This window comes from Paraglaciecola sp. (assembly GCF_039964565.1).
Lineage (GTDB): Bacteria > Pseudomonadota > Gammaproteobacteria > Enterobacterales > Alteromonadaceae > Paraglaciecola.
Genome location: NZ_JBDVXF010000045.1, coordinates 1 through 25,822, shown reverse-complemented (window position 1 = coordinate 25,822; position 25,822 = coordinate 1). Strand labels below are relative to the sequence as shown.

The 25,822-nt window shown below is 41.8% G+C and carries 31 protein-coding genes, 2 tRNA genes and 1 rRNA gene; 31 read left to right on the top strand and 3 right to left on the bottom strand.

Annotation, left to right across the window (positions count from 1 at the left end; genetic code table 11):
- The first annotated feature begins 50 nt into the window (after window positions 1-50).
- The 4 genes from ABJK37_RS21965 (at window position 51) to trmL (ending at window position 3,624) form a co-directional block, all read left to right on the top strand.
- The gene (locus tag ABJK37_RS21965) at window positions 51-482 is read left to right on the top strand and encodes a CBS domain-containing protein (RefSeq protein WP_348358297.1); all 432 of its coding nucleotides are present in this window, start codon (window positions 51-53) and stop codon (window positions 480-482) included.
- Window positions 483-568: 86 nt separating this feature from the next.
- Window positions 569-1,525, top strand: a complete 957-nt coding sequence (locus ABJK37_RS21960; protein ID WP_348358295.1) for an alpha/beta fold hydrolase — start codon at window positions 569-571, stop codon at window positions 1,523-1,525.
- Between the two features lie 127 nt (window positions 1,526-1,652).
- Complete coding sequence (locus ABJK37_RS21955) at window positions 1,653-3,056, top strand: GAF domain-containing sensor histidine kinase (RefSeq protein WP_348358293.1); 1,404 nt, start codon at window positions 1,653-1,655, stop codon at window positions 3,054-3,056.
- A 103-nt stretch (window positions 3,057-3,159) separates the two neighbouring features.
- Entirely contained in the window at window positions 3,160-3,624 is a 465-nt protein-coding gene (gene trmL, locus ABJK37_RS21950; protein ID WP_348358291.1) for a tRNA (uridine(34)/cytosine(34)/5-carboxymethylaminomethyluridine(34)-2'-O)-methyltransferase TrmL, read from the top strand.
- Window positions 3,625-3,692: 68 nt separating this feature from the next.
- On the opposite strand, the gene fre is transcribed toward trmL, so the two are convergent.
- Window positions 3,693-4,391 (bottom strand): NAD(P)H-flavin reductase, encoded by a 699-nt coding sequence (fre, locus tag ABJK37_RS21945; protein ID WP_348358289.1) that lies wholly within the window; start codon window positions 4,389-4,391, stop codon window positions 3,693-3,695.
- A 249-nt stretch (window positions 4,392-4,640) separates the two neighbouring features.
- On the opposite strand from fre, the gene ABJK37_RS21940 reads away from it, so the two are divergent.
- The 4 genes from ABJK37_RS21940 to rlmB all read left to right on the top strand — a co-directional run bounded on the left by ABJK37_RS21940 (window position 4,641) and on the right by rlmB (window position 8,874).
- Window positions 4,641-4,877: a TIGR02647 family protein gene (locus ABJK37_RS21940; RefSeq protein WP_348358287.1), complete on the top strand. Its 237-nt coding sequence runs from the start codon at window positions 4,641-4,643 to the stop codon at window positions 4,875-4,877.
- A gap of 112 nt (window positions 4,878-4,989) precedes the next feature.
- The gene (locus ABJK37_RS21935) at window positions 4,990-5,616 is read left to right on the top strand and encodes a tetratricopeptide repeat protein (RefSeq protein WP_348358285.1); all 627 of its coding nucleotides are present in this window, start codon (window positions 4,990-4,992) and stop codon (window positions 5,614-5,616) included.
- Between the two features lie 139 nt (window positions 5,617-5,755).
- The gene (gene rnr, locus ABJK37_RS21930) at window positions 5,756-8,131 is read left to right on the top strand and encodes a ribonuclease R (protein WP_348358283.1); all 2,376 of its coding nucleotides are present in this window, start codon (window positions 5,756-5,758) and stop codon (window positions 8,129-8,131) included.
- 5 nt (window positions 8,132-8,136) lie between these two features.
- Complete coding sequence (rlmB, locus tag ABJK37_RS21925) at window positions 8,137-8,874, top strand: 23S rRNA (guanosine(2251)-2'-O)-methyltransferase RlmB (protein ID WP_348358281.1); 738 nt, start codon at window positions 8,137-8,139, stop codon at window positions 8,872-8,874.
- Between the two features lie 70 nt (window positions 8,875-8,944).
- Here the strand turns inward: rlmB and ABJK37_RS21920 are convergent, their stop codons facing one another.
- Window positions 8,945-9,289 (bottom strand): hypothetical protein, encoded by a 345-nt coding sequence (locus ABJK37_RS21920; protein ID WP_348358279.1) that lies wholly within the window; start codon window positions 9,287-9,289, stop codon window positions 8,945-8,947.
- Window positions 9,290-9,395: 106 nt separating this feature from the next.
- Here ABJK37_RS21920 and ABJK37_RS21915 point away from each other — a divergent pair, with 106 nt between their 5' ends.
- The 20 genes from ABJK37_RS21915 (at window position 9,396) to rplQ (ending at window position 22,461) form a co-directional block, all read left to right on the top strand.
- Window positions 9,396-10,286, top strand: coding sequence for a LysR substrate-binding domain-containing protein (locus ABJK37_RS21915; RefSeq protein WP_348358277.1), 891 nt, complete (start codon window positions 9,396-9,398; stop codon window positions 10,284-10,286).
- A gap of 244 nt (window positions 10,287-10,530) precedes the next feature.
- Window positions 10,531-12,171: an AMP-binding protein gene (locus tag ABJK37_RS21910; RefSeq protein ID WP_348358275.1), complete on the top strand. Its 1,641-nt coding sequence runs from the start codon at window positions 10,531-10,533 to the stop codon at window positions 12,169-12,171.
- Window positions 12,172-12,331: 160 nt separating this feature from the next.
- Window positions 12,332-13,690: a DUF4397 domain-containing protein gene (locus ABJK37_RS21905; RefSeq protein WP_348358273.1), complete on the top strand. Its 1,359-nt coding sequence runs from the start codon at window positions 12,332-12,334 to the stop codon at window positions 13,688-13,690.
- Window positions 13,691-13,980: 290 nt separating this feature from the next.
- Window positions 13,981-14,346, top strand: coding sequence for a 50S ribosomal protein L14 (gene rplN, locus ABJK37_RS21900; RefSeq protein WP_158971317.1), 366 nt, complete (start codon window positions 13,981-13,983; stop codon window positions 14,344-14,346).
- 11 nt (window positions 14,347-14,357) lie between these two features.
- A complete protein-coding gene (gene rplX, locus ABJK37_RS21895; RefSeq protein ID WP_215927656.1) occupies window positions 14,358-14,672 on the top strand; it encodes a 50S ribosomal protein L24 in 315 nt (104 codons plus the stop codon).
- Window positions 14,673-14,688: 16 nt separating this feature from the next.
- Window positions 14,689-15,228 (top strand): 50S ribosomal protein L5, encoded by a 540-nt coding sequence (rplE, locus tag ABJK37_RS21890; RefSeq protein WP_215927666.1) that lies wholly within the window; start codon window positions 14,689-14,691, stop codon window positions 15,226-15,228.
- Between the two features lie 11 nt (window positions 15,229-15,239).
- On the top strand, window positions 15,240-15,545 hold the full coding sequence (gene rpsN / locus ABJK37_RS21885) for a 30S ribosomal protein S14 (RefSeq protein WP_215927668.1): 306 nt from the start codon (window positions 15,240-15,242) through the stop codon (window positions 15,543-15,545).
- A gap of 12 nt (window positions 15,546-15,557) precedes the next feature.
- Window positions 15,558-15,950 (top strand): 30S ribosomal protein S8, encoded by a 393-nt coding sequence (gene rpsH / locus ABJK37_RS21880; RefSeq protein ID WP_215927670.1) that lies wholly within the window; start codon window positions 15,558-15,560, stop codon window positions 15,948-15,950.
- A 10-nt stretch (window positions 15,951-15,960) separates the two neighbouring features.
- Window positions 15,961-16,494 (top strand): 50S ribosomal protein L6, encoded by a 534-nt coding sequence (rplF, locus tag ABJK37_RS21875; protein WP_348358270.1) that lies wholly within the window; start codon window positions 15,961-15,963, stop codon window positions 16,492-16,494.
- A gap of 12 nt (window positions 16,495-16,506) precedes the next feature.
- The gene (gene rplR / locus ABJK37_RS21870; protein WP_215927674.1) at window positions 16,507-16,860 is read left to right on the top strand and encodes a 50S ribosomal protein L18; all 354 of its coding nucleotides are present in this window, start codon (window positions 16,507-16,509) and stop codon (window positions 16,858-16,860) included.
- Between the two features lie 9 nt (window positions 16,861-16,869).
- Entirely contained in the window at window positions 16,870-17,373 is a 504-nt protein-coding gene (gene rpsE / locus ABJK37_RS21865; RefSeq protein WP_215927676.1) for a 30S ribosomal protein S5, read from the top strand.
- Between the two features lie 6 nt (window positions 17,374-17,379).
- Window positions 17,380-17,562, top strand: a complete 183-nt coding sequence (gene rpmD / locus ABJK37_RS21860; RefSeq protein ID WP_215927678.1) for a 50S ribosomal protein L30 — start codon at window positions 17,380-17,382, stop codon at window positions 17,560-17,562.
- A 3-nt stretch (window positions 17,563-17,565) separates the two neighbouring features.
- The gene (rplO, locus tag ABJK37_RS21855; RefSeq protein WP_215927680.1) at window positions 17,566-18,000 is read left to right on the top strand and encodes a 50S ribosomal protein L15; all 435 of its coding nucleotides are present in this window, start codon (window positions 17,566-17,568) and stop codon (window positions 17,998-18,000) included.
- A gap of 5 nt (window positions 18,001-18,005) precedes the next feature.
- On the top strand, window positions 18,006-19,325 hold the full coding sequence (gene secY, locus ABJK37_RS21850) for a preprotein translocase subunit SecY (RefSeq protein ID WP_007625681.1): 1,320 nt from the start codon (window positions 18,006-18,008) through the stop codon (window positions 19,323-19,325).
- A 37-nt stretch (window positions 19,326-19,362) separates the two neighbouring features.
- Window positions 19,363-19,479 carry a 50S ribosomal protein L36 gene (gene rpmJ, locus ABJK37_RS21845; RefSeq protein WP_081587621.1) on the top strand — a complete coding sequence of 39 codons (117 nt, stop codon included), beginning with the start codon at window positions 19,363-19,365 and terminating at the stop codon, window positions 19,477-19,479.
- Window positions 19,480-19,603: 124 nt separating this feature from the next.
- Window positions 19,604-19,960 (top strand): 30S ribosomal protein S13, encoded by a 357-nt coding sequence (gene rpsM / locus ABJK37_RS21840; RefSeq protein WP_215927682.1) that lies wholly within the window; start codon window positions 19,604-19,606, stop codon window positions 19,958-19,960.
- Between the two features lie 12 nt (window positions 19,961-19,972).
- Window positions 19,973-20,362, top strand: a complete 390-nt coding sequence (gene rpsK, locus ABJK37_RS21835) for a 30S ribosomal protein S11 (protein ID WP_215927685.1) — start codon at window positions 19,973-19,975, stop codon at window positions 20,360-20,362.
- 24 nt (window positions 20,363-20,386) lie between these two features.
- The gene (gene rpsD, locus ABJK37_RS21830; protein WP_007634242.1) at window positions 20,387-21,007 is read left to right on the top strand and encodes a 30S ribosomal protein S4; all 621 of its coding nucleotides are present in this window, start codon (window positions 20,387-20,389) and stop codon (window positions 21,005-21,007) included.
- A gap of 22 nt (window positions 21,008-21,029) precedes the next feature.
- A complete protein-coding gene (gene rpoA / locus ABJK37_RS21825; protein WP_215927687.1) occupies window positions 21,030-22,019 on the top strand; it encodes a DNA-directed RNA polymerase subunit alpha in 990 nt (329 codons plus the stop codon).
- A 40-nt stretch (window positions 22,020-22,059) separates the two neighbouring features.
- The gene (gene rplQ, locus ABJK37_RS21820; RefSeq protein WP_007625660.1) at window positions 22,060-22,461 is read left to right on the top strand and encodes a 50S ribosomal protein L17; all 402 of its coding nucleotides are present in this window, start codon (window positions 22,060-22,062) and stop codon (window positions 22,459-22,461) included.
- A 64-nt stretch (window positions 22,462-22,525) separates the two neighbouring features.
- On the opposite strand, the gene ABJK37_RS21815 is transcribed toward rplQ, so the two are convergent.
- A complete protein-coding gene (locus ABJK37_RS21815) occupies window positions 22,526-23,305 on the bottom strand; it encodes a hypothetical protein (RefSeq protein ID WP_348358263.1) in 780 nt (259 codons plus the stop codon).
- A 493-nt stretch (window positions 23,306-23,798) separates the two neighbouring features.
- Here ABJK37_RS21815 and ABJK37_RS21810 point away from each other — a divergent pair.
- The 3 genes from ABJK37_RS21810 (at window position 23,799) to ABJK37_RS21800 (ending at window position 25,702) form a co-directional block, all read left to right on the top strand.
- Window positions 23,799-25,331 (top strand): 16S ribosomal RNA (locus ABJK37_RS21810).
- A gap of 200 nt (window positions 25,332-25,531) precedes the next feature.
- A tRNA-Ala gene (locus ABJK37_RS21805) sits at window positions 25,532-25,607 on the top strand.
- An 18-nt stretch (window positions 25,608-25,625) separates the two neighbouring features.
- A tRNA-Ile gene (locus ABJK37_RS21800) sits at window positions 25,626-25,702 on the top strand.
- Window positions 25,703-25,822 lie beyond the last annotated feature (120 nt).

Here is a 25,822-nt window from a genome sequence, read left to right as displayed (position 1 = left end):
GTAGGGTTACCTTATTGGGCGAATTATTTTAAAGGGGGGCGGGGGAGGAGATGTTAGTTGAGAAAATCATGAGTAAAGCTGTGGTGACTGTGACTATGGACGACACTCTGAAAATGGTCAAACATGTTTTTGAGAATGCTAAGTTCCATCATTTGTTGGTGGTAGAAAACGCTAAGCTTTACGGGGTAATATCAGACCGTGATTTACTTAAATCAATTAGCCCTTTTATTGGTACTATTCAAGAAAAACCCAATGATAAGTATACCTTGAATAAAAAGGTGCACCAAATCATGAGTAGAAAACCTATTTCGCTAGCACCCACCGCCAATGTATATGAAGCAATTAGCCTGTTTAATCACCACAATATTTCCTGTATACCAATAGTGAATGCAGAGAACGTTCCTGTTGGAATTATAAGTTGGCGTGATATCCTCAAAGTGATTGAAGCCAACCACAATAAAAAACTTAATAAAACCCAATAGAACAACTCTATAACAGTGGTATTTAAAAAGCCTGCGCTGATATACCCATAGTCGTTTTATATTAAATCTAATAGTAGGATTTTTAGATGTCTCAATACTCACTGTGCGCTGAAGATAATCTAGAGTCAGTGTATCTCTCCTCCATTGAGCCCTTTTGGCAAAATATCGTGCAACAGGGATCTTTTGCAGGCATAGATAAAGTAGAAATTGCCTATGTTGTTGCGCTGCATTCTCATCCAATTGGTAGCATAGTGATTGCCTCTGGACGAATTGAAAGTGCGATCAAATATAAGGAGCTAATCTATGATCTCTATCAAAATGGTTATTCGGTATTTATACATGATCACAGAGGCCAGGGGGTATCAGGACGTATGTTAGATAACCCACATACTGGTTATGTGTTGAGTTTTAATGACTACGTTGATGACTTGAAACAGTTTATTGATGAGATAGTCACACCTAAGTCACAACATAAACCGAATTTGTTGTGTCATTCGATGGGAGGGGCGATAGGTGCTTTGACAGTGTTACGCTACCCTGAGTTGTTTCACAAAGTTGCCTTTTCGGCCCCAATGTTTGGCATTCGTCCTGCTTTACCGAGTTGGTTTGCTAATCTTTTATTGGAGCTACACGCTATCCTTCATTCAAAAGAAAGCTATTTTTGGGGGCAAAAAAATTATGATAGCCTGCCATTTTCTGCTAACGAGCTCACCCACAGCGAAGTTAGATATAAAATCTTTCGTCAGGAATACCAACATGCAACACGAGTTCAACTAGGTGGTGTGTCTGGGCACTGGCTTAAAGTGGCTGGCGAGGCAATGAATGAAATTGAGCTGAATGTGGAGCGCTTCCCTATTTCTGCCTTAGTGATTCAAGCGGGAGCGGATCATGTTGTAGATAACAATCGACAAACTCGAGTGGTGGCAAAAATGCGCCATGCTAAACTGCAAGTGATTGAAGGTGCAAAACATGAATTGTTAGCAGAACAAGACAAATTTAGAGTACCTTGTTTGACTGCTATTTTGGATTTCTTCAAGGAGTAATGGTATACATCAGTTAGCTATATTTGGTGGTATTAGAAGAATTCCTTGTTTCATTCTTCAATCGTTACAGCAGAATCGAGTCGTTATAAAACTCGCTTCGTAACATTATATAAACAAACTGAAATTTATGCCTAAAATAAATATTAGTCGAGATGATTTAGATTATTTACAACGAGCTATCGAGCTGGAAGCGGGACGCTCTGAAGTGCTACGTAGTGTTGCCAGAGGCGACAGTATTGAAGTTGTACTTAAATTGCTATGTGAAAAATCCGAAATCTACAATCCTGAGATGAAAAGTTCAGTGCTGTTACTCGATCAAGAAAACGCAACCTTACATCCTATTGCGACAGTCTCGGTACCTACTGATTATTGCAACGCTTTAGATGGATTGAAAATTGGGATGGGGGTCGGATCCTGCGGAACCGCTGCGTTTTCAAAAAAACGCGTCATTGTCACAGATATTAATTCAGACCCTAATTGGGCGCAGTATAAAGACTTAGCGTTAAGCGTTGGCCTACAGTCTTGTTGGTCAGAGCCAATTATGGGTAGTCACGAAAAAGTCTATGGTACTTTTGCAATGTATTACGAATACCCTAATGCGCCGACAGAAGAAGACCTTGCTTATATTGAAACCTGTGCGAACTTAGCCGCTATTGTATTCGAAAACTTTAGTAATAGGCAGGAACTACTTGATGCGAATATACAATTGAGTCAGACGGTGGATGAACGCAACACCCAACTTATTGAAGCTAACAAAAATTTGTCTTTAGTATTAGAACAACAAAAAGTGGCGAATTTGCGTGATATTAATGCCGAAAAAGCCAACATCACCACTATGTTGCTGATGGGAATCGCTCATGAGATTAATACACCGCTGGGTGTAGCCATCACTTCTAACTCAAGTAGTAGTCAAATTGTCACATCGTTGTCAAAAGATATAGCTGAAGGGAGACTAAGCAAAAGTAGTGCGATGCAAGCATTGAATGCTTTGTCAAATTCTATTGATTTAACCTTCAATAACTTAACTCGTGCCTCAGATTTATTGGAACGGTTTTCTGAAATAGATACTGAAAAAGTGGTAGATCAAGTATGCGAGTTTGAGATGCCAAAATTTATCGAACAATTTAGCGAATACACTCGCCTTAAATATCCTAAGGTTGTCCTAGAAAGTGAAGTGGAAGATGGTGTGGTGTGTGTTTCTCAGGCTTCATTCTTTCAACTACTGTCACAATTACTTGATAATTCGGTATCTCACGGATTCGAAAATCAGCAAGGTAAGGTATTCATTTCTGTAGTGCAAGATCCCCAGAATATTCATGTGACTTATCATGATAATGGTAGGGGTATAAACAAACAGGAAGCCGAGAAGGTATTTCAACCCTTTTTTTCTACACAAAGGGGCTCAGGAAAAATGGGGCTAGGATTAAATATCGTCAGTAACATCATTAGCAATATCTATAAAGGTCAAATAGAGCTGGTTGATTCCCCTGTCGGCGTTAGGTACAAAATGACGATCCCTAAAAGTGTTTAACGAGGTTGCACACCTAAATAACTTAGCTTAGGGGCTAAACCCTAAACTGTTTCGCTATTTTTTTGTTAATATCGATTGATTACCAATAATCGAAAGTTTCCTTATGCTTGATATCGTTCTCTACCAGCCAGAAATTCCCCCAAATACCGGTAACATTATCCGTCTATGCGCCAATACTGGTTTTGGCTTACATTTAATTGAACCCCTTGGATTTGATTGGGATGACAAAAAAGTACGTCGAGCAGGTCTCGATTATCATGAATTTGCAAAGGTACGGCGTTACCCCAATTTGCAAACGTATATTGAGAGTCGTTCACCTAAACGGATATTTGCGTGCACCACTAAAGGTAAAGCCTTTTTTGCAGAAGCAGAGTACCAACAAGGTGACGCGTTATTGTTTGGTCCTGAAACGCGTGGTTTACCTAATGAAATTATTGAGTCGTTGCCACCAGAACAACGAGTACGGATCCCTATGTTACCGGAAAGTCGCAGTATGAATTTGTCAAACGCAGTGTCTGTCTTTGTATATGAAGCATGGCGGCAGATGGAATTTAACGGCGCCGTGTAAATCTTTTCAGGTAAATTTCGCTAAAACCCATCCCATACTACTATGGGGTGGGTTCTTTTTGTTTAGTCTTAGATAAACGCGTAAGCGTCGCCGAACAAGTTGCTCATTTGCAATCCTTGTTTAGTAAAATCGTCGCGTACCACTTTCGCCATTTCAAAACGTCCAGCAACAAATACTTGGTAAGTCGATAAGTCTGCAATGTCTTCTAGCACGGCCTTGTGCACCCACCCGGTTTTGCCTGCCCAATCCTGTTCAGGAGTTTCAATTACTGGAATAAAGGTAAATAAGGGGTGTTGATTAGCAAGTGTTGTAAGTTCCTCAAACGCATACATGTCATTCAGTGTGCGTGTACCCCAATATAATATTACCGGAGCCTGTAATGGTTGACTGAGTATTTGTTGCAAGATCGAGTAAACATAAGAAAATCCAGTGCCCCCTGCCAACAATATAGTTGCTTGCGTATCGGTCTGACTAAGACAGGCTTTTCCTAATCCACCTTCTACTTGGATAGATTTATCTTTAAGCATTTTTTCGATGACTTGACCTGAATAATGATTTCCAGGTTCAGCACCTATATGCAACTCAATCGTGCCATCTTTTCTCGGGGCGTTGGCGATTGAAAAAGGGCGTTTATCATCTTTGCCCATCACTACTTGCAGGTATTGGCCGGCAACAAAATTAAGTGAGTGTTCTGGAATTAATACAACACGTTTAATGGTATTTGTAAGGGCTTCAACTTTTTCTACCTTACACTGAATTATTTGCATGGAATTCTTCTGGTTAAATTAATACTACTTGAATACGATTATTTGAAATAACCTTTGATATTCATCGGTTTGGGCTTTAGGCTCAAGCAGTGGATTATAAACAACTGACTGATTTTATACGAGTTGTAATTAACGAGAAGTGCTAGGTTTTTAGTGGGAGTTCTGCAAAAGAGCGTGATGTTCCACTTAAACCTAATTCAAGCCCATTCTGTTTACGGAAATTAAGGGCCCAATTTAAGAGGAATAAAAATGACATTTACGTCTGATATGATTGCAGAATTAAACCTATTGCTGAAGTTTCCAAACAAGAGTTTAATGCAAGGATTAAAAATTCATCATGATGCTGAAGCTGACGTGATTGCAGCGGCTAAAAGGCTGTTTGACAAGGGGATCGTGACTTTGCCAGATGGTGGATATCTAACCGACCTAGGTCACGATTTATTCGAGCATGCTCAAATTGTACGAATGGCGTTGACCGATAAATAGCAAAGAGAATGTAACTTTTAATCTAATAAATATTTAGGGGTTATTGCCCTAAATATTTATTATTTCACCGCGGTTGCCGATACATAGAGAATTGTAAAAACTAGTTTTTGTTATGCATTTATTTAAATCACTATTAATCTGTTTTGCCTTAGCTTCTGCCATGTCTGCTCATTCAGCAGATGAAATTAAAGCTGTCCAGTTATATTCGCAGGATGAGTTACTTGGTTTAATTAACAAAAATGAACATTTGAGCCGAGTAGTTTTAGACAATTGCCAGTTAGTACAGGATATTCAGGCTCGAGCAGAAGTCTTAAAAATACCTAGCTATCAGTTTTTGTGGGGAGATATGTTGGCCTGGGGCGTGTGTGTCGACAGTGACCCTGAACGAGGTGTTCACTTTATGCATCAAGCAGCAGAGCAGGGATTGTCTGCCGGATTAGAGCAATTAGGTCGCTATTATTCTCAGGGAAAGCTGGTTCAACAAGATAAAGAAAAGGCAGTGGTTTTTTTGCGTGAAGCCTCTGTATTAGGACACTTGAAGGCTCAAATTCAATTGGCGGAATTATTCATTGAGGGATATGGAAGCCCTTATGATTATGAAGATGCCTATCATTGGTTGTACAATGCAATTACCGCAGACAAGCCAACTCACGCTAAAATTGCACAATGTATGCAAGGTTTAGAAAAACTGATGCATCCCAAAGCGGTACGTAATGCAAGAAGACCCCTTAATTTCTAATTAACCACACCTCTATTTCGAACCTATGGAACGCAGTTTTCTACAAATACACATATAGCCTGAAAAAATTCACATTTGTGTGTGTTCATTTCGTTATACTTGCAGCCATACAATATTTAGTCAGGAAATTCTTCGCCCTATGAGCGACGACCCATTTTACCAACGCGAAAAAGAAAAATACGAAAAGCCGGTAGCTAGCCGCGAGTATTTACTGGAACTTTTAGTCAAGGCTAAAAGGCCATTATCTTTCTTAGAATTTTGTCAGTTACTTGATGCGAAAGATGAGGACAGTCGTATTGGCATTCAACGTCGACTGCGTGCAATGGAGCGTGAAGGACAAGTTGAATTCAATCGTGACAAAAAATACGCAAAACTTAGGACCGAAGATCTTATACAAGGTCGAGTAATTGGTCATCGAGATGGTTTCGGTTTTTTAAAACGCGAAGACGGCGAAAAAGACCTATTTATTCATAATGCACAAATGGCTATGGTGTTACATGGTGATGTAGTGCTAGTTAAAGAAAGCGGTACAGATAATCGCGGTAGACAAGAAGCCAGAATAGCTAAAATTGTTGAACCTCGTTCAGAGCCCATTGTAGGACGTTACTTTTTTGAAAATAATGTGGGTGTGGTTATTCCTGATGACAGCCGCATTAATCACGAAATCATGATACCCAAAGAACAAACCAACGGAGCCAGACAAGGGCATATCGTTGTAGTAGAAATTGTTCAACGTCCTCGAAAACGAGTCAATGCTATTGGTAAAATTATCGAAGTGTTGGGGGAACATATGGCTCCCGGCATGGAAATTGACATGGCGCTTCGCACCTTTGATATTCCGCATCAATGGCCAAAAGGGGTAGCGAAACAAGTGCAGGGGCTCAATGAGCAAGTCCCTGAAGAAGCGATGCAAGGTCGTGTAGATTTAAGGCAGTTACCACTGGTAACCATAGATGGTGAAGATGCACGTGATTTTGACGATGCAGTGTTTTGCGAACCATTAGATGATGGTGGCTGGCAATTATGGGTGGCCATTGCGGATGTAAGTTACTACGTGCGACCAGGAACGGCGCTTGACAGTGAAGCACAAAATCGAGGGAATTCTGTATATTTTCCTGAACAGGTAGTCCCAATGTTGCCTGAGGTATTATCCAATGGTTTGTGTTCCCTTAATCCTCAAGTTGACCGTTTATGTATGGTTTGTGAAATGACCATAAGTAAAACAGGCATGTTAATGGAATATCAATTTTACGAAGCTGTAATGAATTCTCACGCAAGGCTAACTTACACCAAAGTATGGGATATTTTGCAAGGTAATCCTGAGCTGCATAAGCGTTATGCAGAACAAGTGCCCCACCTTAAAAACTTGCATGATATGTACCGCGCTTTGAAACGCACTCGTAATAAAAGAGGTGCAATCGAATTTGAAACTCAGGAAAGCAAGTTTGTCTTTAACGCGCAGCGTAAGATTGACAATATTGTGCCAGTAACTCGCAATGATGCGCACAAGCTAATTGAAGAATGTATGATTTTAGCAAACGTGTCGGCTGCAAAAACACTGTCGAAGAATCAAGCAGAAGCGTTGTATCGTATTCATGACAAACCAGATTCAGATCGCCTTGGAGCGTTTTTATCCTATCTTTCAGAAGTCGGAATTACTCACCAAATAGGCCATGACGATGTATCGCCACAAGATTTCACGGCGGTGATTGAAAAAGTTCAGGGAAGAGCGGATCAAGAACTGATTCAAACTATGTTGTTGAGGTCTATGAAACAAGCCGTTTATGACCATGAAAATATTGGCCATTTTGGTTTAGCCCTAGAAGCTTACGCTCATTTTACTTCACCTATTCGACGGTATCCTGACCTCGTTGTGCATCGAGCGTTAAAAGGCATTATCGATAAACAAAACCAGCGTAAAAGTAAATCTGGCGGTAAAGTGTATACTGCTGACGAAGTCGAAGCCCTAGGTGAGCAATGTTCGATGACAGAGCGCCGGGCAGATGATGCGACTCGAGATGTGTCTGATTGGCTTAAATGTGAATTTATGCTGGATCATGTAGGTGATGTGTTTTCTGGTGTGATTGCATCAGTCACTAACTTTGGTTTTTTTGTTCGATTGACTGAATTCCATATTGACGGTTTGGTACATATTACTTCTTTAGAGAAAGATTATTTTAGATACGACGAAGTGAAACAGCATCTAATTGGGGAGAGTTTTGGAACCGTATATCGTTTAGGCGATCCAGTTGAGGTGAAAGTGGCCTCAGTTAACTTAGATGAACGAAAAATAGATTTTTTGTTGGATGGCGCTGAACGTAAAAAAATTAAAAAAACAGCGGCAAGGAAACCTTCGCGGGCTAAGAAATCAGGCCGAAATGTGAAAGAAACAACGGCTAAACCAGAATCCGCGACTAAGTCGACTAAAAATCCTGCGACGCGTAAAAGTCGCGCTCAATCCAAGTCGAAAACGGCTCGCAGTAAACCAACAAGCACATCTAGAAAGAGGAAATAACGCCTATGGCACAACAAGAATGGTTATATGGTATTCACGCTCTAGAATCTGTTATTTCGCGCGAACCTGAGCGTTTAATTGAACTATTTGTACTTAAAGGCAGAGACGACAAAAGTATTCACGATATTGTTAGTCAAGCGCGACGTTTTGGGGCATCAGTTCAATTCTGTCAACGTAAAACACTAGATGACAAAGTAGAGGGGGGGCAACATCAAGGTGTGGTCGCTAAAGTAAAACCTGCTAAGCAATACAATGAAAATGATTTAGCGACACTTGTCGAGTCGAGTAAATTACCTTTTCTGCTTATCTTAGACGGTGTAACCGATCCTCATAATTTAGGAGCATGTTTACGTACTGCCGATGCAGCTGGTGTCGATGCTGTAGTGGTGCCAAAAGATAAGTCCGCGGCCCTGACTCCGGTGGTACGAAAGGTCGCGTGTGGCGCAGCGGACGTAATTCCGTTGGTACAAGTAACGAACCTAGCTAGAACGCTGCGAGATCTCCAAGATGCAGGAGTTTGGATAGTGGGCACTGCAGGTGAAGCCGAAAATAATATCTATGATTGTAAACTCAATGGACCTATGGCGCTGGTTATGGGAGCTGAAGGTAAAGGTATGCGGCGCTTAACGCGAGAGCATTGTGACGAATTGATTAAGCTTCCTATGGCAGGCTCAGTTTCTAGTCTCAACGTTTCTGTGGCGACTGGGGTGTGCTTATATGAGATTGTTAGGCAGAGAGCCTAAAAGAAAATAAAATGGGAGTACCATTGGGGTGCTCCCAGCCCTGGATGTATAAATGAAAATACACAATAATTTAAAATGTTTTTGCTAGTAGCTTTTTCGCTTGTTCTCGGTCCAAGCAAGAATGCAAAGGCTTTTGAGTGAATTTGTTTAAGCTTGTATTTCTCTGTTCACCTTTCCAAATTTGACCATTGTAGGCGACTTCCACTCGACAGCTGATGGTATCTGAGCTGACTGTATACAATATTGTGACTTGTTCGGAACGATCTACTAATCCTCCGTACGGATAGCCTTTTTGTGTATACACTTTTTGTATTTGATTAAGTTCAGCTAAACTATTATTCGAAGTAAGAAGTAGTGCTAAAGCTATTGTGAATACTTTTAATAAACCATAATTTTTGAAGTGGTGCTTGTTCATTGGGATTCTCCTGTTGTTGGGAAACCAAATATAAGACTCGGTTTACAGTTAGACAAACTATCAAAACTTAAATATGATTTAGAAAAACTTAACTATGGAGGCAGGTTTGCCAAAATTACCGCCATTGAATTCTTTGCGATACTTTCTAAGCGCTGCACAAACCTTAAGTTTTAAAGTCGCAGCGGAGCAATTATTCGTAACACAAGCTGCTATTAGTCAACATATTAAAACTTTGGAACTTCACCTTGGAGTTCAGCTATTTAATCGGGGAACACGACAAGTCTCGCTAACAGAAGAAGGAAAGCGCTTTTTGCCGCATATTCAAGCCGGTTTTGAGCATTTTAATAAGGGGGTGGCACTGCTGTCTGAGGACGCTAATCCTGACGTTCTCAACGTCACGGTTGTAGAATCTTTGTCAACCCGATGGCTGGTACCAAGATTACAGTTTTTCCAGGAACAGCATCCTGAAATCAGAGTTAGGCTTGAACCCTGCAATACACTCAGGGATTTTTCTGGCACCGACATTGATCTTGCTATCCGTTTTGGCAAAGGCAATTATTTGGGGTTAGAAAGCCGGTTTCTTCTAAATGACAGATACGTTTTGGTATGCCATCCGAGTTTAATTGAACCTGATTTAACGCCTCAAAAATTATGTAAGTTACCTCTTTTAGAAGAAAGTGGTCCTGTTACGGGAGAAGCATGGCAAGTATTCTTAACAAGGAACAACCTTCAGGAAAATAGCTTTAAAAAAATTCTAGAGGTTGACGATTCTACAGTCACTATTATAGATGCAGCCCTAGCTGGCCAAGGATTCGCCGTGTTGCGTTACAATTTAATATATCAGCAAATACAGCGGGGACAATTAATGCCTCTTTTTGAATTTAGCCATCCTAGTGCTTATTCGTATTACTTAGTTGCGCCTAGTCATCATTTCAAGAAACCTAAGGTTCAGTTATTTGAAAAATGGTTAATCGAAGCGTTGCAGGAAATTAATTAATTTAAAAAAAGGTAGTAAACTCGATGCTAGAGAGCCTTGTTTTTCTATAAATTTGGATTAAAAGTTGCGCTTCTATAATTGAAATAAATTGGAAAGTATAAACCAAAAAAACTGGTGCAGACTTTGATAACGATCTCTTGTTAAGATGCTTTTTTATTCGTTAACAACTTGTTATGAATCAACGATTGATCTATCCCCTCACAATAGTTATAAATACCATCAGACATAACATTAGGTATTTAACATGACATTAGCAACACCCCTAGAAATGTTTTATCAATGGGAAGAAACGCATCCAGAAACTGTATATTTGAAGCAGCCTGTTGAAGGTGTCACCAAAGACTTTACTTGGCGCGAAACTGCGCTTCAAGCTCGAAAGGTCGCGGCAGTCTTGCTAGCAATGGAATTACCTAAAGGTAGTAATATCGCCATTTTGTCAAAAAACTGTGCCGAATGGTTCATAACGGATTTGGCTATCATGTTGGCAGGCCATGTCTCTGTGCCTATATATTCCACAGCGGGAGAAAAGACTATTCGTTATGTATTGGATCATGCTCAATGCCCTGTAATATTTGTGGGTAAACTAGATGATACTGAGAAACAAGTCGCAGCGATTGATGGAAATATTACTAAGTTGGCATTTCCCTATCCTAACATTCCTGCCGACAAACAATGGGATGAAATATTACAAGCTGAACCCTATATGGATAAGCCCGTCCCAGCGCTAGATTCGATAATGACCATAGTTTATACCTCTGGTAGTACAGGTAACCCAAAAGGTGTAGTTCATAACTATGAGTCTATATGCTGGGCTGCGTCGAATTCATTAGACGAGTTAACAGTGGATCAAAATGACCGCATACTTAGTTATTTACCTTTAGCGCATATTACTGAACGAGTATTGGTAGAGATTGCGAGTTTTTACTCGGGTATGCGAATTAACTTTTTAGAATCTTTGGATACGTTTTCTAGAGATGTGAATGCGACAGAGCCTACGTTGTTTATTTCTGTACCTCGTTTGTGGACTCGCTTCCAAATGGGGGTGTTAGCCAACATGCCACAAAAGAAACTCGACTTTTTGCTACGGATACCGGTTGTGTCGGGTTTAGTCAGTAAAAAAATCCGTACCAAGTTAGGTTTAGGTAAAGCCCGACTTTGCGCCAGTGGTTCAGCGCCTATTCCTGCTTCTACCTTAGAATGGTTCAGAAAGATTGGTGTTAACATTTCTGAAGGCTGGGGGATGACAGAAAACAGTGCTTATGGCACAAGTTGTGTGCCGTTTAGAGCAGATAAAATCGGCTGTATTGGTAGAGCGTATAAAGGTGTAGATATACGTATTGCTGAAGATGGCGAAATCCAAGTTAAAGGGCCTTGTAATATGAAAGAATATTACTTAGAGCCAGAGAAAACTGCTGAGGTGTTAACAGAAGATGGTTATCTGAAGACTGGAGATAAAGGTTCTATTGATAGTGATGGGTACATTAAAATTACCGGTCGACTAAAAGAGATCTTCAAAACCGCAAAAGGCAAATATATAGCCCCAGTTCCTATCGAATCAAAATTGATGGCTAACTCATCTATTGAACAAGTATGCGTAACTGGTTCGCAGTTGAAGCAACCTATCGGATTGGTGGTATTGTCTTTAGAGGCTTTGAAGCAAGATGCAGATGAGATTGAACAGAGTTTGTTGGCTACCTTAAATGAAGTAAATGCAACGCTTGAGAGCCATGCTGTGCTCGACCATCTTGTAATCATGAAAGATGAGTGGACTGTTGATAATGGACTTTTGACTCCTACCCTTAAGTTAAAAAGGCATAACCTTGAAGAGCAATACGATAGCTTAATAAATGGGGAGCTGCGAGGCAAAATTTCGAAGCAACAATAAAAACAACCTTATATGGAGTGCCATTTGTAAATAGTTCGGCGTAACCAAGCAATGAAATCGTAAAGATTTGTAAAGATTGTAAAGCTTGCGTAAAGCGCCGAACTTAAGGCTGTGTTTTCCTTACTATTAATGAATAATTTCGTTAATGTTGGAAACCCCTATGAAAAAAGTGTTCAAACCCATTTCCCTTCTTTCCATTTTGTTACTCAGTGCTTGTGGAAGCTCAAGCGACAACAATGACACAGAATTCGTTGACTCATATTTACAATTCTATAATGGTTCAGCAAATAGCGCCGCGACATTAATTGCAGAAGTAGATGGGAATACACTTGGTACGGCTACTTATGGCGATGCCTCGGGGCTCATTACTGCAGAAAGCGGTGATGTAGACTTGGAGTTTTACCGAATCGACGCTGATGATCAAAAAGTGACGTTGGAAGAGGTCACAGTTGACCTATCCGATGGTGAAAAAGTACTAATGATTTTAAGTGGTGACTATGAAGCCCCTTCTTTTATTGCTAATCGTTTTACTCGTGAAGACCTTGAAGATCATTTTCGCTTATTTGCTACTTCAGTTATAACGGGGACGGCGGGATATGACCTGTATATGAGTGCTGCAGGTGAACCATTTAGCGCAGCTAGCCCATTAGGTACTATCAACTACCAACAGTTTGATGAGTTAGATTATTGGGACCCAGATTCAGATAGTGATTATTTTGAAGAAGGTGAATATATTCTCTATCTAACAGAACCGGGTTCAAATGAACCGTTTTATGAAAGCGCGACTATTAGTTTTGCCTTCGACACCGAATATGTACTAGTACTACGAACCACTTCTGGTGCAATTCAAGATAACGTAGTGGTAGATTTAATTATAAACTCTTCTGCTGTAGCCAATTACGCAGATGAAGACGCCACCGGCCAATACCGCATATACAACAGTTTAGATGACGAAACAGCCGTCAGTCTAAGTCTAGCCGGAAACGACGGTACCAGTGTTGATACCACGCTGAGTGCAAATACTGTAAGCGCTTTTAATGAAGTTGAATTTGGCGACTATCGACTAACAGCTACGCTAGATGACGAAGCATTCAACAATCGATTAGTAACCTTGAATCAAGGTGAGAGTAAGGCCATCATCCTGTATCGAGATGAAGACGCTCAGCTCAACTCAATTTCATTTAAAGAGAGTAACTTGCCACAAGTGTTCGATCATCAATTACAAATAGTAAACTTAGTACCTGATTATTTTGACATTGATTTCTATTTTGTCCGTCAAGACGAAACCATTGAAAGTGCTGAGTACCAAGTTGCTGGTTTGGACTTCGAAGAAAGTAGAAGTATTATTTTACCTAGCGACTTCTATGAATTGATTGCGGTATTTGATGATAGCAATGATACTCAGATACTTCTCGATAGAACTGAATTGTTAGGTATTAATGAAGAAGTTAACTATATCATCACAGTTGAAAAAACAGATGACTCGGCTACAGGTTTCAAGATTTCTATACTCAAATGATCTTAACTTAGCGTAAAAGGGCCTCTTCGGAGGCTTTTTTTTTATTTAATAAAAAGTACATAGCCTTGAATTATCCGTCCTGCATACACACTCTTTGGTTAAATGACGCCCTGAGAGACAAAACGCCATCTTTATTAGTATTTTTTGAATATTGCACTATCGCTGCATAGTGTTTTCTGTTAGTATTTCGCGCCCTTTTAACTGGGGTATGTATAAAAAAGCAGCTAAGTGCTGTTTTTTTGCAGTGAAACGACTCGGGAGAGTCTTAATTTTAATAGCGGAGCACTAACATGATCCAAATGCAAACTAACCTGGATGTTGCCGATAATTCTGGCGCTCGCAGGGTTCAGTGTATTAAGGTTCTTGGTGGCTCGCATCGCCGTTATGCACATATTGGTGACATCATTAAAGTTACTGTAAAGGAAGCAATTCCTCGCGGTAAAGTAAAAAAAGGTGATGTACTAACTGCAGTGGTGGTGCGTACTAGAAAAGGCGTTCGTCGTCCTGATGGATCTTCGATCCGTTTCGACAGCAACGCAGCTGTTTTGCTTAATGCAAACAAGCAACCGATTGGTACGCGTATCTTTGGTCCGGTTACTCGAGAACTTCGTGTGAATAACATGAAAATTGTCTCGCTAGCCCCTGAGGTATTATAAGGAGTCACGATATGGCTAATAAAATTCGTCGTGATGATGAAATCATCGTTTTGGCAGGTAAAGACAAAGGAAAACAAGGCAAAGTGCTTAAAGTTATTCCTGCGGCTAACCGTCTAATCGTTGAAGGTGTGAACATTATCAAGAAACACACAAAGCCTAACCCTCAATTGGGTGAAGCGGGTGGTATTGTTGAGAAAGAAGCATCGATTCACGTATCAAATGTAGCGATCTACAACTCGAAAACGGGTAAAGCAGATCGTGTGGGTTTCCGTCTTGAAGGTGAGAAGAAAGTACGTTTCTTCAAATCAGACGGCGAACTAGTTTAAAAAATTGGAGAGTACGATGGCGAAACTGCATGATTACTATAAAGACACAGTTGTAGCGGAACTTGCTAAGCAGTTCAACTACAAAAGCGTCATGCAAGTCCCTCGGATTGATAAAATCACTTTAAACATGGGTTTAGGTGAAGCGGTAGCGGACAAGAAGGTATTAGAAAATGCCACGGCTGACATGCAAGCAATTGCAGGTCAAAAGCCTATTGTAACTGTTGCTCGCAAATCTGTAGCGGGTTTTAAAATCCGTGAAGGTTATCCGATTGGCTGTAAAGTAACCCTACGTGGTGAACGTATGTGGGAATTCTTTGAACGTTTAGTTTCAATAGCAATTCCTCGTATCCGCGATTTCCGTGGCTTAAATCCTAAGTCATTCGATGGTCGTGGTAACTATAGCATGGGCGTTCGTGAGCAAATTATCTTCCCTGAAATCGACTTCGATAAAGTGGATAAGATACGCGGTATGGATATTACTATCACTACCAGCGCACAAACCGATGCGGAAGCACACGCTTTATTAAGCGCGTTTAACTTCCCGTTTAAAAAGTAAGGTGTAGGGTTATGGCAAAAGAATCAATGAAAGCGCGCGAAGTAAAACGTGCGAAGCTAGTTGTTAAGTTCGCAGCAAAACGCGCAGCACTTAAAGCAACTATCAGCGATGTCAACTCTTCTGACGAAGAACGTTGGGACGCTGTTCTTAAGCTACAACAACTGCCACGTGATTCATCTGTAAGTCGTAAGCGTAATCGCTGCAACATTACAGGTCGTCCACATGGTTTCCTACGCAAGTTTGGCATGAGTCGTATCAAGTTGCGTGAAGCAGCGATGCGCGGTGAAGTGCCTGGCTTGAAAAAAGCCAGTTGGTAAGGGGTAGCTAATATGAGTATGCAAGATCCTATCGCGGATATGTTTACCCGCGTACGTAATGGCCAGATGGCTAGCAAGGTTTCTGTCACTATGCCTTCATCTAAAGTACGAGTTGCTATTGCAGCAGTGCTTAAAGAAGAAGGTTATGTTTCTGATTTTGCTGTGTCTGGTGACGTAAAGCCGGTATTAGAAGTAACGTTAAAGTACTTCGAAGGCAAAAAAGTAATCGAGAGCATTGAGCGCGTAAGTCGCCCTGGTCTACGCATCTATAAGAAAAAAGATGAGTTGCCAAAAGTAATGGGTGGTTTAGGTGTAGCTATCGTGTCTACCTCTAAAGGTGTGATGACTGACCGTGCAGCGCGTAAAGCGGGTATGGGTGGTGAGATCATCGGCTACGTAGCGTAAGGGGAATCAAATGTCACGTATAGCAAAAGCTCCTGTTGATGTGTTGTCTGGTGTAGAAATTTCTATTGCCGGTCAAGAAATCACAGTTAAAGGTAAAAATGGCACACTTACTCGTGTGTTTAACGAAGCGGTTGAAGTAGTACAAGAAGAAAACCAATTGGTTGCTAAACCTCGTGAAGGTGCAGTAAATGGTTGGGCTCAAGCTGGTACCGCTCGCTCTTTGTTGAACAACATGATTGTTGGTGTTGCTGAAGGTTTTGAGAAGAAATTGTTGTTAAACGGTGTTGGTTACCGTGCGCAAGCACAAGGTAAAAAACTAAATTTGACGCTAGGTTTCTCACACCCTGTAGCATACGAAATGCCTGAAGGTATTTCTGTTGAAACTCCTAGTCAAACTGAAATCATCGTTAAAGGCGTTGATAAGCAGTTGATAGGTCAGGTTGCAGCTAACATCCGCGCATACCGTCCGCCAGAGCCTTATAAAGGTAAAGGTGTTCGTTACGCTGATGAAGTTGTGCGTCGTAAAGAAGCTAAGAAGAAGTAAGGAGTTAGTACGATGGATAAAAAATCAGCTCGTTTACGTCGCGCTACTCGTGCACGTAAAAAAATTAGTGAATTGGCTGCGCATCGCTTGGTTGTTAATCGCACACCGCGTCACATATATGCTCAGTTAATCGCTCCAAGTGGTTCTGAAGTATTGGCGTCGGCTTCAACAGTTGAAACTGAACTAGCTGGTAGCCTTAAAGGCACAGGTAATTCAGCGGCAGCAGCAGCTATTGGCAAAGCGATCGCAGAACGCGCTATTGAAAAAGGCATCAAATCAGTTGCTTTTGACCGTAGTGGGTTTAAATATCACGGTCGTGTTAAAGCATTGGCTGATGCAGCTCGCGAAGCTGGTCTTCAGTTCTAGGAGTTAATTATGGCTAAAGTAGAAGTTCAAAACGGTGGTGATCTGTTAGAAAAGCTAATTGCCGTCAACCGTGTATCTAAAGTAGTTAAGGGTGGTCGTATCTTTAGCTTTACTGCTTTGACAGTAGTAGGTGACGGAAATGGTCGTGTAGGTTTTGGTTACGGTAAAGCACGTGAAGTGCCTGCTGCGATTCAAAAAGCTATGGAAAAAGCACGTCGCAATATTGTGACTGTTGATCTTAATGGCAACACGCTACAGCACCCAATAAAAGGTCGTCACTCAGGCTCTAAAGTTTACATGCAGCCAGCATCTGAAGGTACTGGTATTATCGCCGGTGGTGCGATGCGTGCAGTACTTGAAGTGTCGGGTGTACAAAACGTACTTTCAAAATGTTACGGATCTACCAATCCAATTAACGTTGTGCGTGCAACTATTAATGCGTTGACAGAAATGAATTCGCCTGAATCAGTTGCTGCTAAACGTGGATTGTCTGTATCAGAAATTTTGGGGTAAATGAACATGGCAAAGATGATTAAAGTAAAGCAAACAAAAAGCTCTATCGGTCGTCTACCTAAACATAAAGCAACGCTTACAGGTTTAGGTCTACGCAAAATCGGTCATGTTCGTGAATTAGAAGATACCCCTTCTGTCCGTGGCATGATCAACCGTGTATTTTACATGGTTGAAGTAGTGGAGGAGTAAGAGATGTATTTAAATACTTTGGCTCCTGCACCTGGAGCAAAAAATTCTGGTAAACGTGTGGGCCGTGGTATGGGCTCTGGTCTTGGAAAAACTGGTGGCCGTGGTCACAAAGGTCAAAAGTCTCGCTCAGGCGGTTCTGTAAAACCTGGTTTTGAAGGCGGGCAAATGCCAATCCAACGTCGACTTCCTAAGTTCGGTTTCACTTCTCGTAAATCTATGGTTTCTGACCAAGTTACGTTGAGCGAAATTGCAAAAGTAGAAGGCGATGTGGTTTCACTTGAAACTTTAAAAGCAGCAGGTCTTGTTAAAAAAGAAATGTTGTTCGTTAAAGTGATGAAAAGTGGTGAAATTTCACGTGCCGTAACGGTTAGTGGTTTAAAGGTATCAAAAGGCGCTCTTGAGTCAATCAAGGCAGCTGGCGGTAAAGTAGAGGAATAGGCTAGATGGCTAAACCAGGACAGGATTCAAGCGCTAAAGGCGGCTTGAGCGAGCTTAAATCAAGATTGTTGTTCGTACTTGGTGCGATCATAGTATTTAGGTTGGGTTCTTACGTACCTATTCCTGGTATTGACGCTGCGGTGTTAGCTCAGTTATTCGAGCAACAGAAAGGTACAATCGTAGAAATGTTTAACATGTTCTCCGGTGGTGCTCTTGAACGCGCGTCAGTTCTAGCCCTAGGCATCATGCCTTATATTACAGCTTCAATTATTATTCAGTTGATGTCTCATATGCATCCACCGATGATGGAGCTGAAAAAGGAAGGCGAAGCCGGACGTCGTAAAATTAGTCAATACACACGTTATTTCACGTTGGTGTTGGCTTCTTTCCAAGCAGTTGGGATCGCGACGAATTTGCCAAATCTTATACAAGGTTTGGTGATTAACCCTGGTTTTGGTTTTTACTTTACAGCATGGATAAGCTTAGTCACGGGAACTATGTTCTTAATGTGGTTAGGTGAACAAATTACAGAGAGAGGTATTGGTAACGGTATCTCTATTCTGATTTTTGCCGGTATTGTTTCTGGTTTGCCCTCAGCATTAGGTAATGTTGCTGAGCAAGCAAGACAAGGTGAACTGAACTTATTGTTCTTGATGTTAGTAGGCGTAATTATTATTGCCGTTACTTACTTTGTGGTGTTTGTAGAGCGTGGTCAACGACGAATTGTTGTTAATTATGCTAAGCGTCAACAAGGTCGTAAGGTTTTTGCTGCACAAAGCACGCATTTACCTTTGAAAGTGAACATGGCAGGTGTTATTCCTCCAATTTTTGCATCAAGTATTATTTTGTTTCCGGGCACTATTGCAAATTGGTTTGGTCAGAATGAGTCGTTGTCTTGGTTACAAGACGTAGCGCTGCAGTTGTCCCCTGGACAACCTTTGTATGTGATGTTGTATGCTGCGACGATTATTTTCTTTTGTTTCTTCTATACTGCGTTGGTATTTAACCCTCGCGAAACAGCAGATAACTTAAAGAAATCTGGCGCTTTTGTTCCAGGTATTCGTCCAGGTGAACAAACATCTAAATATGTTGATAAAGTGATGACACGCCTAACTTTGGCTGGTGCACTTTACATAACCTTTATATGTTTAGTGCCTGAGTTCATGTTAATCGCTTGGAACGTTCCGTTCTATTTTGGCGGTACATCATTGCTAATTATGGTAGTGGTAATCATGGATTTCATGGCGCAGGTGCAGACCCATTTGATGTCTAATCAATATGAGTCTGTTCTTAAAAAAGCTAATCTTAAAGGCTACGGTCGTTAGACCTAGTCGATAAGTTAGCGATTTACGGAGTGATGAAATGAAAGTTCGTGCATCCGTCAAGCGGATTTGCCGTAACTGTAAAGTCGTTAAGCGCAACGGTGTTGTGCGTGTGATTTGCAGTTCTGACCTTAAGCATAAGCAAAGGCAAGGTTAATCGACTGGATTGGGGGTCGTCTAGATACTCTAGCGCCTCAATCCTTAATTGCAATTTAGTCGTTGGGTAAGTATCCTATCGGGCTTTTTAGGCTGATGACTATTAAATATGAGGAGTACTGTTAATGGCCCGTATCGCTGGCATTAACATCCCTGAGCACAAACATACAGTAATTGCTTTATCAGCAATTTACGGTGTTGGCTCTACACGTGCGAAAAGCATTTGTGTAGCTGCTGGTGTTGCAGAGACAACCAAGATTAAAGATCTTGATGAAGAACAGATTGATAAGCTTCGTGATGAAGTCGCTAAGTTCACAGTTGAAGGTGACCTTCGCCGTGAAGTATCAATGAGTATTAAACGTTTGATGGACTTAGGTTGCTTCCGTGGTATTCGCCACCGTCGTAGTCTTCCTCTACGTGGTCAGCGCACTAAAACTAATGCGCGTACCCGTAAAGGTCCTCGCAAAGCAATAAAACGATAAGCGGGGGATATTATGGCTAAAGCACCAACCAAAACGCGTAAGCGCGTAAAACGTCAAGTTGCTGATGGTATGGCTCATATTCATGCCTCTTTCAACAATACAATAGTGACTATTACTGACCGTCAGGGCAACGCTCTGTCATGGGCAACATCAGGTGGTTCTGGTTTCCGTGGTTCACGTAAATCTACCCCTTTTGCTGCGCAAGTAGCTGCTGAACGCGCTGGAATAGCCGCTCAGGATTACGGTTTGAAAAACATAGAAGTGTTCGTTAAGGGCCCAGGTCCAGGTCGTGAATCTGCGATCCGAGCTTTGAACGCTGCTGGTTATAAAATCACTAATATTACCGATGTGACACCTATTCCTCACAACGGTTGTCGTCCACCGAAAAAACGTCGCGTTTAATCGACGGACAGTTGGAGAAAGATCATGGCAAGATATTTGGGTCCAAAACTCAAACTTAGCCGTCGCGAAGGAACAGATTTATTCCTTAAAAGCGGCGTTCGAGCAATCGAATCGAAATGTAAAATAGATACCGCACCTGGTCAACATGGCGCCCGTCGTGGCCGTTTGTCTGATTACGGTGTTCAGTTACGTGAAAAGCAAAAAGTACGTCGTATGTACGGTGTATTGGAAAAGCAATTCCGTAACTATTATAAAGAAGCAGCACGCTTAAAAGGCAATACAGGTGAAAACTTGTTACAGCTTTTAGAGCAGCGTCTAGACAATGTAGTATACCGTATTGGATTTGCTAGTACTCGTGCAGAAGCACGTCAACTAGTGAGCCATAAAGCCATTTTGGTTAACGGTAAAGTTGTTAACGTTCCTTCTTTTAACGTTTCTGCTGATGATGTTGTTTCAGTTCGTGAGAAAGCGAAAAAGCAAGCACGTATTGTTGCTGCATTGGAACTAGCAGATCAGAGAGAAAAACCAACTTGGATTGAAGTAGACAATAAAAAGATGGAAGGCACATTTAAACGTGTTCCTGAAAGAACTGATTTGTCTGCAGATATTAACGAACAGTTGATCGTCGAACTTTACTCTAAGTAAAGCTTAAAGAAGAGAGGAAACAATGTCGGGTTCTGTAACTGAATTCTTAAAACCAAGATTAGTTGAAATTGATAACGTCTCGTCAACTCGCGCAAAGGTCACACTTGAACCTTTAGAACGTGGGTTTGGCCATACGCTAGGTAACGCGTTGCGTCGCATCTTATTGTCTTCAATGCCAGGATGTGCTGTAACAGAAGTTGAAATCGATGGTGTGTTGCATGAATACAGCACCAAAGAAGGCGTTCAGGAAGATGTTATTGAGATATTGCTTAACCTTAAAGGTTTAGCCGTGCGTCTTGAAGGCAAAACTGAAGCAACACTAACTTTAGTGAAATCCGGTGCGGGCCCAGTATTAGCTGGTGATATCCAGCATGATGGCGATGTGGAAATTGTTAACCCTGACCATGTGGTTTGTACTTTAACTGGCGAAGCTGAACTTAGCATGCGTATTAAAGTAGAAATGGGTCGAGGTTATGTTCCTGCATCAACTCGTCGCTCTTCAGAAGAAGATGATCGTCCTATTGGTCGTTTATTAGTGGATGCTTCATACAGCCCTGTTGATCGTATATCTTACAATGTTGAGTCTGCTCGAGTTGAGCAACGAACTGACCTTGATAAGTTGATCATCGATATGGAAACAAATGGCACAATTGATCCGGAAGAAGCAATTCGTCGCGCAGCTACTATTTTAGCTGAGCAGTTAGACGCATTTGTGGAATTGCGTGATATTTCTGAGCCAGTTGAAAAAGAAGAAAAACCGGAATTTGATCCGATTTTACTTCGTCCAGTTGATGACCTTGAGCTAACTGTACGTTCAGCTAACTGTTTGAAAGCCGAAGCCATTCAATATATTGGTGACCTAGTACAACGTACTGAAGTTGAGTTGTTAAAAACTCCTAACTTAGGTAAAAAGTCTCTTACAGAGATTAAAGATGTGCTAGCTTCTCGTGGACTGTCTCTAGGCATGCGTCTAGAAAACTGGCCACCAGAGTCAATCGCTGAAAAAGATTAATTAGGTTTTTTAAACCTGATTTGTAAAGAAGGATAAAACTATGCGCCATCGTAAAAGTGGTCGTCAGTTAAATCGTAACAGCAGTCATCGTCAAGCTATGTTTAAAAACATGGCTGGTTCTTTGGTAAAACATGAGTTAATTAAAACAACTCTACCAAAGGCGAAAGAATTGCGTCGCGTAATTGAACCTCTAATCACACTTGCTAAGCAAGACAGTGTAGCTAATCGCCGTTTGGCAATGGCTCGTACTGGTGATAAAGAAGTTGTTGGTAAATTGTTCAACGAACTTGGACCTCGCTATGAAGAGCGTCCAGGTGGCTATATCCGCATTTTGAAGTGTGGATTCCGTACTGGTGATAAAGCACCTATGGCTTATGTTGAATTGGTTGATCGCCCTGAAGTTGAAGCAGTCGAAGAGATTGAAGAGACAGAAGCGGAATAAACAACCGTACTGAATTAAAAAAGCCAGACACAAGTCTGGCTTTTTTATTTTTAAAACAAAATTATTATTTGTTTTCTAATGCTTGAGAAAGCTCTTCCGTAGTGGCTCCGCCATTTATCGCGTACGTTTCTAAATCTTCTATGCTGACACCTGAGTTTTGTGCAGTTTCGATTATTTTTCTTATTTGCTCTCTTTCTGTACTTGATTCTCGAACTGCTGCAGTGATAACTGTTTCAGCATCGTTGGGAAATACTGCTAGTAGTGCTTCAACTACATACTCTCCAACAAAAGGGACTGCTCCTATTGCAGATTGCAATATTTCCACGATCTTACTGGGATGTGCTTTCGCTAGGGATTGTACAATATAGTCTGCCGAGTCTGGTTCGGTAATCACCGCAATCCTGACTATTTCATTTAATTCTTCAGGTGTTGAATCGGCTGCGGCTGTCACCACAAAGTCAATATAACTCGGGTCGGCATTAATGGCTGTTTCCACTATGCTTGTACAACTACTTATTCCTTTATTTAATGCAAGCTTTACCACTTCTTCAGCTAAAGTGGGCTGGGCAGATATCGCTGCGTGTATAATTTCCTTATATTTTTGTGGATACAAATCTAATGCTGTATCTACTATCGACGCTGCTTTTTGCGGATAGTGGCCCACTATGGCTTTAATCGCTCTACCAATGGTGACATTTTGTTCTACTTGTACTTGAAGAAACCTTTCATTCATTTCATTAGGAATGTTTGCGGATCCCTTCACATCTGTACTGGTACTCGCTAAGGCACTATCTATCAGAACAAATGAACTAAATGATAACGCTAACCCGACAATATTTTTCATCTTTATCTCGCCCATGTTTACAACATCAGAACTTTGCTAAACAATAATCTAAGACATCATCGCCAATATATAATTCAATCTAACATAATTGAATGCACTTTAAGCACCTAGACGCAAAAATAGTCAGTTAATACAAAAAAACAATTAATTTTCAAAAAAAGCTTGCATGGATATCTGTTATCTCTATAATGCGCCCTCGCTTCAAGGGAGACCACTTAGGACTCTGGCAACGAGTTAGAATTTCTAAGTAGTTGCTAATTAGCCAAGGCTATGTTTGATGCGGGATGCAGCGAGATTTAATTTGAAATTATTTTAAATAAATTGTTGACATCAAATGGAGATAGCGTAATATGCGCCTCCCGCTTAAGAGGGTCTACGGACAACATCTTAAGCCGCTAACGAAGTTAGCATGCTCTTTAACAATTAGAACAAGACAATCTGTGTGGACACTCACGAAGTGAGCGTTCACCAAAAAAATTCATATTTATATATTTAATTGAAGAGTTTGATCATGGCTCAGATTGAACGCTGGCGGCAGGCCTAACACATGCAAGTCGAACGGAAACATGTCTAGCTTGCTAGATGATGTCGAGTGGCGGACGGGTGAGTAATACTTAGGAACATGCCTTTGGGTGGGGGATAACTATTGGAAACGATAGCTAATACCGCATGACGTCTACGGACCAAAGGGGGCTTCGGCTCCCGCCCAGAGAGTGGCCTAAGCGAGATTAGCTAGTTGGTGTGGTAAAGGCTCACCAAGGCGACGATCTCTAGCTGTTCTGAGAGGAAGATCAGCCACACTGGAACTGAGACACGGTCCAGACTCCTACGGGAGGCAGCAGTGGGGAATATTGCACAATGGGGGAAACCCTGATGCAGCCATGCCGCGTGTGTGAAGAAGGCCTTCGGGTTGTAAAGCACTTTCAGTTGTGAGGAAAGTTTGATGGTTAATACCCATTAGATGTGACGTTAACAACAGAAGAAGGACCGGCTAACTCCGTGCCAGCAGCCGCGGTAATACGGAGGGTCCGAGCGTTAATCGGAATTACTGGGCGTAAAGCGCACGCAGGCGGTTTGTTAAGCTAGATGTGAAAGCCCCGGGCTCAACCTGGGAATAGCATTTAGAACTGGCAGACTAGAGTCTTGGAGAGGGGAGTGGAATTTCTGGTGTAGCGGTGAAATGCGTAGATATCAGAAGGAACATCAGTGGCGAAGGCGACTCCCTGGCCAAAGACTGACGCTCATGTGCGAAAGTGTGGGTAGCGAACAGGATTAGATACCCTGGTAGTCCACACCGTAAACGCTGTCTACTAGCTGTTTGTGGATTTAATCCGTGAGTAGCGCAGCTAACGCGATAAGTAGACCGCCTGGGGAGTACGGCCGCAAGGTTAAAACTCAAATGAATTGACGGGGGCCCGCACAAGCGGTGGAGCATGTGGTTTAATTCGATGCAACGCGAAGAACCTTACCTACTCTTGACATACAGAGAACTTTTCAGAGATGAATTGGTGCCTTCGGGAACTCTGATACAGGTGCTGCATGGCTGTCGTCAGCTCGTGTCGTGAGATGTTGGGTTAAGTCCCGCAACGAGCGCAACCCTTGTCCTTAGTTGCCAGCCTTAAGTTGGGCACTCTAAGGAGACTGCCGGTGACAAACCGGAGGAAGGTGGGGACGACGTCAAGTCATCATGGCCCTTACGAGTAGGGCTACACACGTGCTACAATGGCGAGTACAGAGGGAAGCGAACCTGCGAGGGTAAGCGGATCCCTTAAAGCTCGTCGTAGTCCGGATTGGAGTCTGCAACTCGACTCCATGAAGTCGGAATCGCTAGTAATCGCAAATCAGAATGTTGCGGTGAATACGTTCCCGGGCCTTGTACACACCGCCCGTCACACCATGGGAGTGGGTTGCAAAAGAAGTAGCTAGTCTAACCTTCGGGAGGACGGTTACCACTTTGTGATTCATGACTGGGGTGAAGTCGTAACAAGGTAACCCTAGGGGAACCTGGGGTTGGATCACCTCCTTACTATTACGGCGAACGTTTGCTTCGTTGAGTGTTCACACAGATTGTTTTGTTTTGATGAAGAGAACCGAGAGATTTCGTTATTACGAGATTTTTTGTTCTAGGCAAGTCGCAGGAGAAGCGAGTGAAGGAGTGTACATCAGTACATGACTGAATGAGCGACGACGAAGACGCAGCATAGGACGAAAAAACGAAGTAAGAACGGGGCTATAGCTCAGCTGGGAGAGCGCCTGCCTTGCACGCAGGAGGTCAGCAGTTCGATCCTGCTTAGCTCCACCAAATTGCTTGCGCAATAATAGGCTTGTAGCTCAGCTGGTTAGAGCGCACCCCTGATAAGGGTGAGGTCGGCAGTTCAAGTCTGCCCAAGCCTACCAATTTCGCATAGCGAAAATTGAAGCTCTTGGTTTTAATAAGATTAAGTAACCTTAATCAATGTGTACTGTTTAATGTATCAAGCAGTATTTATTGATTAAGGTTTTTTAAACCTTAATTGT